The sequence below is a fragment of the Streptomyces sp. NPDC048650 genome (assembly GCF_043199095.1).
GTDB lineage: Bacteria > Actinomycetota > Actinomycetes > Streptomycetales > Streptomycetaceae > Streptomyces.
Genome location: NZ_JBICVM010000021.1, coordinates 109,553 through 119,494, shown reverse-complemented (window position 1 = coordinate 119,494; position 9,942 = coordinate 109,553). Strand labels below are relative to the sequence as shown.

Annotated in this window: 8 protein-coding genes; 4 read left to right on the top strand and 4 right to left on the bottom strand. The window is 70.0% G+C overall.

The annotated features are described in order from the left end of the window. Positions 1-514: 514 nt before the first annotated feature. Positions 515-682 carry a hypothetical protein gene (locus ACGFML_RS35995; RefSeq protein WP_393549882.1) on the bottom strand — a complete coding sequence of 56 codons (168 nt, stop codon included), beginning with the start codon at positions 680-682 and terminating at the stop codon, positions 515-517. A 272-nt stretch (positions 683-954) separates the two neighbouring features. Here ACGFML_RS35995 and ACGFML_RS35990 point away from each other — a divergent pair, with 272 nt between their 5' ends. Next, a complete protein-coding gene (locus tag ACGFML_RS35990; protein WP_393549881.1) occupies positions 955-1,224 on the top strand; it encodes a hypothetical protein in 270 nt (89 codons plus the stop codon). Positions 1,225-1,645: 421 nt separating this feature from the next. Here the strand turns inward: ACGFML_RS35990 and ACGFML_RS35985 are convergent, their stop codons facing one another. Beyond that, complete coding sequence (locus ACGFML_RS35985; RefSeq protein ID WP_393549880.1) at positions 1,646-2,242, bottom strand: TetR/AcrR family transcriptional regulator; 597 nt, start codon at positions 2,240-2,242, stop codon at positions 1,646-1,648. A 93-nt stretch (positions 2,243-2,335) separates the two neighbouring features. Here ACGFML_RS35985 and ACGFML_RS35980 point away from each other — a divergent pair, with 93 nt between their 5' ends. After that, complete coding sequence (locus ACGFML_RS35980; protein ID WP_393549879.1) at positions 2,336-3,556, top strand: alpha/beta hydrolase family protein; 1,221 nt, start codon at positions 2,336-2,338, stop codon at positions 3,554-3,556. Between the two features lie 88 nt (positions 3,557-3,644). Here the strand turns inward: ACGFML_RS35980 and ACGFML_RS35975 are convergent, their stop codons facing one another. Together ACGFML_RS35975 and ACGFML_RS35970 are read right to left on the bottom strand one after the other, a co-directional pair. Then, on the bottom strand, positions 3,645-4,190 hold the full coding sequence (locus ACGFML_RS35975; protein ID WP_393549878.1) for a hypothetical protein: 546 nt from the start codon (positions 4,188-4,190) through the stop codon (positions 3,645-3,647). Between the two features lie 47 nt (positions 4,191-4,237). After that, positions 4,238-6,673 (bottom strand): Helicase associated domain protein, encoded by a 2,436-nt coding sequence (locus ACGFML_RS35970; protein ID WP_393549877.1) that lies wholly within the window; start codon positions 6,671-6,673, stop codon positions 4,238-4,240. An 838-nt stretch (positions 6,674-7,511) separates the two neighbouring features. On the opposite strand from ACGFML_RS35970, the gene ACGFML_RS35965 reads away from it, so the two are divergent. Next, entirely contained in the window at positions 7,512-8,642 is a 1,131-nt protein-coding gene (locus ACGFML_RS35965; protein ID WP_393549876.1) for an FAD-dependent oxidoreductase, read from the top strand. A 263-nt stretch (positions 8,643-8,905) separates the two neighbouring features. Then, positions 8,906-9,942: transposase family protein (locus ACGFML_RS35960; RefSeq protein ID WP_393549891.1), on the top strand; the 1,037-nt coding region annotated here is incomplete at its 3' end.

Sequence of the window (9,942 nt, the reverse complement as noted above, 5' to 3'; positions counted from 1 at the left end):
CCCGCGGAGCGGGTAAGAGCCTGCTGCGCAGGCTCTGAGGGAACTTCCGCGCTGCGCGCGGAAGTTGGTAGCGAAGTCCGCGCGCTGCGCGCGCGGAAAACGAAGTGGGGCTCCTCGCGGTGCGAGGAGTTGGGCTCTGCGCTGCGCTCCGAGCCTGTTTCCTTCCGTCAGGAATTTCGCTGTATCCGAAGATTGGGCTGGTGCCCTCCGGCTCTCCGCTGACGCTCCGAGCCAGCGGCTCCTTTGTCGCTGCGCTCCTAGAAGGAGCCTGGGGGTCCGTCCGCTACGCTCCCGGACCCGGCCCGCATTCGCGGGCGGCTGGCTGCGAGGCGGTGTGGCCGGGGTGCTTAGCCGGCTGTTTCCTTCGTTCTAGAATTTTTGGTGGATCCAGTTTCAGGGTATGTGCCTCCTTGGGCTGAAGGTTGCGGAGGCGGGGTGTGCCCGGGTGGGTGAGGTGATGTCAGTTGGGGTCGACTGCACAGACATTGGGTTTCTCTTCGTGCTCGGGCGGGTGTCAGTCGTACTGACGCTCCGTCACTGCGAGGCCTGCCAGGAGGGCGCTGGTGTGGCGGACGGCTCCGGTGAGGAGCGCTACGGAGACGAGGCGCCGCCGCGAGACGGGGCCGGGCCTCACGTAGTCCTGGTGCGGGGTGGTGGAGGGGGTGCGGTGCTTCTTCGGCATGGCGGGTGTCCGTTCGGGCAAGGCGCGGCAGCGCGGGCTGTGGTGCTGGGACCAGTGAGCCAGGGTCGCAGGTCTGCAGAGAATTGCGCTTCTCGGGGTTGTAATGGTGGGCATGGCACGAGGAGCGCCGAGTCCGGCTGATCTGCGGGTGATTCGCGAACTTGCCGCGCGGGAGTTGGTGGTGACGGTCAGCCAGTTGGAGAGCTGGCGGCGGGCGGGGTTGTTGCCGCGTCACCGGTGCCGCGGGCTCGGGCGCGGGCAGGGGTCCGGTGGTGGACGCGGTCGACCTGGTCGTGGTGGAGAGCGCCGCGGCGCTGGCGCGGCATCTTCTGCAGGGGCGTGACCGGCGGCTGGCGGTGCTGGAGTGGTACGCCGAGGCCGGCATGGCCGTGCGGTCGGAGGTGGCGGTGGTGCCGGAACCGTCGGCGGACACCGTGCGCGAGGCGGTGCTGTGGGCGGTGCGGGGGTCGGTGTCGCAGCGGCTGCTGGAGACCGCGCGGAGCGCGGCCGGGGCGGGCGAGGAAGGGCAGGATGCGCTCTAGGAAACCGCTGCCCGGTTGCTCGCGGGGCGGCCGTATCGCGGTGCGGCGCACCCGGAGGTGGTGCGGGCGGCGCTTGTGGCCGGTGAGGACCTGCCGGAGGAGCCGGACTTCAAGGGCATGGTGCACCTGGTGGTGGCGATCGGCCTGGGCCCGCAGGAGGTCGGGGCGGACGCGCTGGCCGAGGCGTTCGCCGCCAGCGGGTTGTATGGGCTGGCGGCTGGGGACTGGATGCAGGTGCTGGGCGCGGCCGAGCGGGGCGAGGGGCCGCCGGTGGAGTGGGAGCTGCTCGACGGGTGGGCGGACGGCCTGAAGACGACCGCGACCGCCGGAGACCGCGGCAACCCCTCCCCCAAGTTCGAGACCGGTTCGAGAGCTGGGACGGCAGGTCATACCGGAGGTTCCGGTAGCACTCAAGGAGAGCTCACCCCCCTCCGGCGGCGGTGTGCAGGCGCAGCAGGCGGTCGACCAGTTCGTCGGTGTAGGCGGGAGTGAGCGGGCCCGTTCCGAACAGGATGCGGATGTACATCGGGGACAGGATGAGATCGAGCACCTGGAGGACGTCCGGCGGGTGTTCGCCTCGATTCCGGGCCCGGTCGAGCATGGCTTGTAGCTGGCGGGTGCGTTCGGTGAGAAACGCGTCGCGGGCCTCCAGGCCCGGCTGCCCGGAGTTGGACAGGGAGATGGCCAGGCGCAGTATCGCCATCCCGTCCGGCCCGGCGACGTCGCGGGCGGCGGTGGCCGCGTAGGTGCGCAGATCGCCCTCCAGGCTGCCGGTGTCGGGGGTGGGGGAGGTTGTGGTGAGCCGGGTGATGGCCACGTCCGAGAGGAGGGCTTCCAGGTTTCCCCAACGGCGGTAGATGCTCGTGTCGGCCACGCCCGCGTGGGCGGCGACGTCGCCGACGGTGAAGTTCCCGTATCCGCGGTCGCCGGCCAGGTCGGCGACCGCCTGATGCACTGCCGTGCGGACGCGAGCCGCCCGGCCACCGGGCCGGCGGGCCGGCTCTCGTTGCCTCTCCATGATCCCACTTTAACGCAGTCGAGACTTGCGTTTGCTGTTTCTGCGGCCCTACGGTCCCACTAAACGCAGCCAACAACTGCTTTAGGAGTGTCGATGGAACCCCTGTTCTTCCCGCACAACCCTTCGTTCTGGTTCGAGACACTGCGGTCCTTCGGGCACATCGCCTACGGCGGCGCCGACTTCGGGGAGGTCGTGGTGACCACTCAGCGGATCACCGCCGGCGACTACGACAGCTGGCACGACGAGTGGCTCGCCACCGCCGACCGGGTGGCCGACGAGGGACGTACGGCCCTGGCCGGCGGGCACCGCGTCAGCGCCCGGGACGCCTTCCTGCGGGCGTCGAACTACTACCGAAGCGCCGAATTCTTCCTGCACGGCGACGCCACGGACCCGCGCATCCTGCACGCATACGACGCGTCGGTGAGGTGTTTCCGCCAGGCCGCCGCGCTGTTCACCCCGGTCATCGAGCCGGTGGAGATCCCCTACGAGGACACCGTGCTGCCGGGGTACCTGTACCGCGCCGACGACTCGGGCGCCGCCCGGCCGACCGTGGTCATGTTCAACGGGTTCGACGGCACGGCCGAGGAAATGCACTTCGGCGGCGCCGCCGCGGCAGTCGAGCGCGGCTACAACGTCCTGTCCTTCGACGGCCCCGGCCAGCCGGGTACCCGCCATCGCCACGGTCTGGTGTTCCGTCCCGACTGGGAGAACGTGGTCGGCCCCGTCCTCGACCACGCCCTCACCCGTCCCGAGGTCGATCCCGCCCGGATAGTCCTGCTGGGCAACAGCATGGGCGGCCTGCTCGCACCGCGTGCCGCGGCCTTCGAGCACCGCCTCGCCGCCGTCATCGCCCTCGACGGCGTCTACGACCTGGGCGACATGGCCACCGGCGTGCTGTCCCTCGACCGCGCCGAGGCCGAACGGCGGCTGCGCGCCGACCGCGACCCCGAGCTCGACGCCGTGGTGGAGGCGGCCATGGCCGCCAGCCCCAAGATTCGCTGGCTCGTCGACCAGGGCATGTACGTCATGGGGGCCGACACCCCGCGCGGGCTCTTCGCCGCCTTCCTCGACTATCACCTGCGCGACGGCATCGCCCAGAAGATCACCTGCCCCACCCTGGTCTGCTCGGCCCCGGACGACGTGTTCTTCGAGGGCCAGCCCGAACTGCTCCACGAGCACCTGACCTGCCCCAAGACGCTGCTGGAGTTCACCGCCGCACTGGGCGCGGACGCGCACTGCCAGGCGGGCGCCCAACGCCTGGCCTTCGCCCGCGTGTACGACTGGCTGGACGACGTCATGACCGAAAGCGCCTGAGTACCTGACTCGACTGCCCTGTACAGGGCAGTCGTGAGCGGTGGCTTGTGTGCCATCGCTGTTCCAGCCGGATTCGGCTGCCCTCCGCTCAGCTCACCTTGTCGCTGCCGGCCCGTGGCATGCCCCCACGGGCCGGTACGTCGCAGCCCGTCTCGCCAGGAACACGCCACGGCCGGGAGGGGCCGCTGGGCCACCACAGGGAGCACAGCAGTGGAAAGGGCGGCGGCTCCAAGAGCGGCGCGGGCCAGCGCATGAGTCCGGCTGCGGCCTCGTCGGCACCGGAGGCGAGGTGGGCGCACAGCAGGTGGTACTTGCGGTGCCAGTCCGCTCCGTGGGGCAGGAGCCAGTCGGGGGCCAGGGCGGTGCGGGCCTCGGCGCGGTCTGCAGCGAGCGTGGCCGTGGCGGCGAGGTGGCGCTGTTCGGCCGGCCACGCGCCGACGCGTGGGGTGGCGGGCGCGGCGAGGTGGCCGTGGAGGGGCAGGTAGTCGGTGGCCTCGGCGAGCGGAAGCGGAAGAGGAAGCGGAAGAGGCTCTCCGCCGCCGAGGGCAGCGCTGAACCGCTGTCCGTATACAGCCGGGAGGTACGCGGGCCACACGCCCGCGTGGGCAGCGCGGCGGGCCGCTACCGCGAGCACGGTCCGCTCGACGCTCTCTGCAGAGCGTGCGCTTGTGTGAGTGGCGGCTACACCAGGACGGCAGGGACGGCTTCCTCAGCCGTCCAGTCGCCGTCGAACAGAGCGGCGACCAGGCGTACGTGCGCCTCGGGGAGCCGGCCGGCGCGGTGCTTGGTGCGGGTCTTGGCGAGCCAGGCACCGATCTTGACCGATTCGCCGTCGACGCGAATGGTCTCGCGGGCGGCAGGAACGCGGCCTTCGCGGTGCAGGAAGAGCTCCAGAAGCTGGACGGTCTGCTCGAAGCTGCGGCGGGTGCGGTGGGCCGGGGTGAGCGGGTTCGATTCGGGTGTCAGGCCGAGGCGGGTCAGCAGGTGCCGCTGGCCGGCGTGGAGGGCGCGCCAGGTGGTGAGCTGACGGTGCAGCCAGACGCCGATTTTCACCGTGCCGAGGAGGGTGTCGCGGGTGAGGGCGGCCGAGTCGTGGCCGGCGGCGAGATGGCTGTGGAGTAGGTGGTATTTGCGGTGCCAGTCCGCGCCGTGGGGCAGGCGCCAGTGGGGATCGAGGGCGGCCAGGTCGGCGGCTCGGGCAGCGGCGAGGTGGTCTTTGGTGGCGAGGTGGCGTTGTTCGGCGAGCCAGGCGCCGACGGGCGTGGTGGCGGGGGCAGCAAGATGGCCGTGGACGGCAAGGTAGTCGGCCGCCGCAGTCAGGCGGGCGCGCCAGGCGGCGTCATGCTTGTCCCAGATCATGCCGAGGGCGTCGAGTTCGGCGATCCAGTCGGCTTCCAGGCGTCCGGCGGTGTGGGCGTCGCGCATGGTGGTGATGAAGCGGCCGAGCTCGTAGCCGGTGGGGTCGGTGTGGTCGGCGGGGACGTCAAGGTGGCCGTACTGGTCGCGGTATGCCTGGGCGGCGGCGAGCCCGAAGCGACGGGAGCGGGAAACGGCCGCATCGCGGGGGTCGAAGGAGGCCAGGTCCATGGCGCGGGCGATGCGCTCGGGATGGACCGTGAAGTCGAAATGCCAGCGGCGCTCGATGACCTCGCTGGTCTCCTTCGGCAGGCGGTTTGCCTTGTCGGGCAGGCGCTCCAGGATGCGGTGGTCGTGGCTGGCCAGCGCGGTGGCGATCGCCCACACCGGCTCGTAGGCGGTGCCGAGGATGTCCTCGGGGTCGGCGCCGGGCGGGACGTAGACCGGGACGATGAGGCTTGCGACCTTGCCGGAGACGTCCAGGCGCAGGGCGCGGCCGAGGGCCTGGACGCAGCGGATGACGCTGCGGGTGGGGTCGGCGAAGACCACCGCATCGACGCTGGGGATGTCGACGCCTTCGGAGATGAGGCGTGCGTTGGTCATGATCGCGCAGGAGGCGGCGGCGAAGTCGTCGAAGATGTCCTGGCGCTGGGCGGGGGTGTGCTCGCCGTGGGCGAAGAACAGCTGGGGGGTGATGTCCGGGCACAGCTCGGGTGCGGTGCGGCGTAGCAGGCGCAGGGTGTGGGGTAGTTCGCGAGCGAAGCGGCGGGCGTCGGAGACGAGGGTGAAGTACACCAGCACCCGGCGCAGTTGGTGTTCGGTCATGGCTTTGAGGACGGCGAGGTGCAGTGCGGTGGTGCGCAGCGCTTCCTGGGCCTGGCCTGGGTTTTCGTCGCCGGTGGTGTTGGGGGTCGGCAGGTTCAGGCGTGTGCGCAGGTCGGCGTCGGCCAGGGTGGGTACCACGATGCGGTAGTCCGCTGCCCGGCCGTCGGCCACCGCGGTCGCGAGGGGGTATTCGAAGATTTTCTTGCCGTAGACGGCTTCGTTGTCCATGGAGTTGGCACAGGCGTCGAGGTCTGCCTCGGTGGGGGTCTGGCGTCGGCGGCGCGGGCGGGTGGTGTCGGCGGACTCCGCCAGCTCGGGGGAGCCGAAGATGCGCGGGGTGGCGGTCATGTAGAGGCGGCGGTCTGCGTGGATGCGCGTGGCGTCGTGGACGGCCGCCCACTTCTTGTCCGCGCGGCCGGCGATCCTGTGTGCCTCGTCCATGATCGCGAGGTCGAACGGTGGCACCGTGTACGGGGTCTTCTGGGTCTGTTCGATCTTGTCGAGGGAGTCGTAGGTGCAGATCACCGTCACCGCGGGGACCTGATCAGTCCCCTCCCCCACCACCGACAGCAGGGCTGCGAGGGCGGGGGCGTTGCTGGTCGAGCCGACCCTCGCCGCGACCAGGTCCTCCCGGCCGGCTGCGTCCATCGAGGACACGATCACCATGTGCTCGCCGTGCCCGTCGCGACGCCACGCCAATGCTGTCTGCGCTGCCAGATCCAGTGTCGGCACCACGAACAGCACCATGCGGGCGTCGAGTTCGTCCGCGACCCGGGCCGAGACCAGTGTCTTGCCGGTGCCTGTAGCAGCGACCAGCAACCCCCGCGTTCCGGGGCGTCGCAGATGCTTGACCATCCGCTGCACCGCCTGAACCTGATCCGGGAACAACGGCCGCTTGTCCTGGCCGTTGGGTCGGGGAACTTCGACCACAGTCATACAGGGCTACCTCGAGCGGAGGGGACATACCAGCAGGCCCGTGTGAGCCACCCGGGCATCCTCCCAGAGTGGCAGCACACCCGAGCCCTTCGCGGTGCCCCCTCACAGTTCATACGTTCGGCTTCATCCATGCACCGAACGCTTCGATCAGGCCTGTGCAGAACCGGTCGCCTGGGACAGATCCGGGTTCTTGCTGGCACCGTAGAAGGCGACGTTGCTGAAAGACGCCGAGGCGGAGACGCGCTGGGCGATGAGGGTCTTGCCGCGGCCGAAGCCGACGAAGAGCCAGAAGATCCCCAGGGGGCAGTGTTCTGCAGCAGGGCTGGAGCCTGCCTCTCGATCTTGGACAGATTGGCTGTCTCCCCTGAAGCGGGCCTTGGCTGCGCCGGCACCGCACTGGGTGAGGGCGTGCTGGTGGCGTCGTCGCCTGGCTATGTACGCGAGTTGCGACGTCGTTTCGACACGAGATGGGGAGTCGCACGCTCGGGCGCATAGCCGATGTACGCGAGAACGGGAGGCACCCCTCGCTCACGCATCCTGGATCACGTCGGCCGGCCACCGCGCCCGTCGGGCCGTTCGTTGTACCTCCGTTCGTTGTACCTCCGTGCAGGCCGGGCTTCGTCGTTCGGGGAGCGATGCGAGAACGAGAGCATGAGCACGATCGACCCGGATGCCGAGCGGAACCCGATTCCGGGTGGGTGTCGGGACTGATGCGCGGTGTCGGTCATCCATCGGCGGCTGCCGGTTCGATGTCGGTGGCTTGTCGGCGAGGTCCGGCACCGTTCCAGAGACGGCCGGGCCGGAGCTCACTGGGCGGCCCCGATCCCCAGGAGCCACCATGCACCTGCCCGTCACGATCATCGGCGCCGGACTCGGCGGACTCACTCTTGCCCGCGTCCTGCACGTCCACGGAATCCCGGTCACGGTCTACGAGGCGGAGTCCTCCCCGACGGTGCGCACGCAGGGCGGGATGCTCGACATCCACGACTACAACGGACAGATCGCGCTCAAGGCGGCCGGCCTGATGGACGAGTTCCACGCCATCGTCCTGGAGGGCCGCCAGGCGACGCGGGTCCTCGACCCGGACGGGACCGTCCTGCTCCACAAGGTCGACGACGGCATGGGCGGACGCCCCGAGGTGCAACGCGGCGACTTACGACAGATCTTGCTCGACTCACTCCCGGCCGGCACCGTCCGATGGGGGCACAAGGCCGGCAGCACCCGCGCCCTCGGCGGCGGCCGCCACGAGGTGAGGTTCGAGGGCGGCGGCACCGTCGTCACCAGCCTGCTGGTCGGCGCGGACGGCGCCTGGTCACGGATACGGCCGCTGCTCACCACCGCCACACCCGAGTACGCCGGCACGTCGGTCGTCGAGACGTACCTGTTCCACGCCGACACCCGCCACCCGGCCGCCGCGAAAGCGGTCGGTGGCGGGTTGCTGATCGCGCCCTCGCCGGGCAAGGAGATCTTCGCTCACCGGGAGAACGGCGACACCCTGCACACCTACGTGGCGCTGACCAGGCCACAGGACTGGTTCGCCGCCATCGACTTCACCGATGCCGCCGCGGCCACCGCCCGGATCGCGCGCGAGTTCGAGGGCTGGGCACCGGAACTCACCACGCTCATCACCGACGGCGACACAGCGCCGGTCCTGCGCCCCCAGTACGCTCTGCCGACCGGGCACCGGTGGGAGCGGGTGCCGGGGGTCACCCTGCTCGGCGACGCCGCCCACCTCGCGCCCCCGAACGGCGACGGCGCGAACCTGGCCATGTACGACGGCGCCGAACTCGGCAAGGCCCTCGCCGCCCGCCCCGACGACATCGAGGCCGCACTCACCGAGTACGAGCAGGCCATGTTCCCCCGCAGCGCAGAGGTCACCACTTTCGAAGGTGGAGGGGTTCCGGGGATCGACTCCGAGCACAACACGGCCCAGGGCCTGATCAACATGATCACCGAGAAGAGCCAATAGGCCGCGCAGGCCCCGATCTGCCGCTCTCCGTCCCACCCCGCTCAAGCCTAGGCGGCGGTGACTCCCGAACTCATCGACAGTGATCACGGGCACGAGCGATGAACCGACTCCCGAAGTCGTTGACAAATGACTCCCGCTCTCAGGTTCTGGCTCAACTTCTGTGAAGCACACACGGTGAGTGACGGCTCACGCGCACAGCAGCCTCCGGGAAGTCGCCTGAAAATGATCAGTGGTGGTGCTCGCGTGGCCGACGGATCGGCGCCGTGGAAGAAACAGTGCTCCGGCTGGACGAGCTGTTGTCCCCGTCGGTCGCAGACGTGACGGTGCTGTCGGTGGACGTGAACGACGAGACGGTACGCATCGAGGCTTGTAGCGCGGCGGCCGGGGCCGCGTGCCCGGGTTGCGGGAGTGGTTCGAGCCGAATACACAGCTCCTACCTGCGGTCTCCCGTCGATGTGCCCAGCGCAGGGCGACGGGTCGTCCTCTGTCTGCGGGTTCGCAGGTGCTTCTGCCGGGATGCTTCGTGCCGACGGCGGACCTTTGTCGAGCAAATGCCGGGCCGACCCGGAGATACAGCCGGTGGACAAAGCGGCTGCACTCGACGCTGGCCGCGGTTGGTCTCGCGCTCGCCGGGCCGGCGCCCGGATGGCAAGCATCTTCGGGGTGTCCGTCAGCCGCAGCACGGTCTTACGACTGCTCGATGCGTTGCCCGAGCCGGAGGCACCGGCCCGCGAGTGGTCGGCGTCGATGAGTGCGCCACGCGCAAGGGCCACATCTACGGCACGGTTCTGGTCGATGTCGAGACCCGACGGCCAATGGACCTGCTGCCTGACCGGGAGACATCCAGCCTGGCAAAGTGGCTCGCCAAACAGCCCGGCATCGCGGTGGTCTGCCGGGATCGGGCACCGTTCTTCGCGGAAGGCACCACGGCCCGGGCACCCAGGCGACTCAGATTGCCGACCGAAGGCACCTGTGGCACAACCTCGTCGAGGCTGCCGAGCGGGCCGTCGCCCGTCACCGCCAGTGCCTGCGCGTCCTGGTCCCCGAACCGGCCGGTGACGGTGAAGAACACGACGAGCCCACACCGCCCGAAGAGCCCTGACGTCGCCCTGGAAGAGCGACCGGTTCGCCAACCGCATCCGAGCCAGGCACTCCACCGTCCACGCGATGCTGGATGCCGACCACAGCCGCCGACCCATCGGCCGCCAGCTCCACGTGACCCACCACACCGTCAAAAGCCTCGCCGACACCGCCAGGCCCGAAGACCTCTTCCACGGGCCATGGCAGCACCACCGGACCT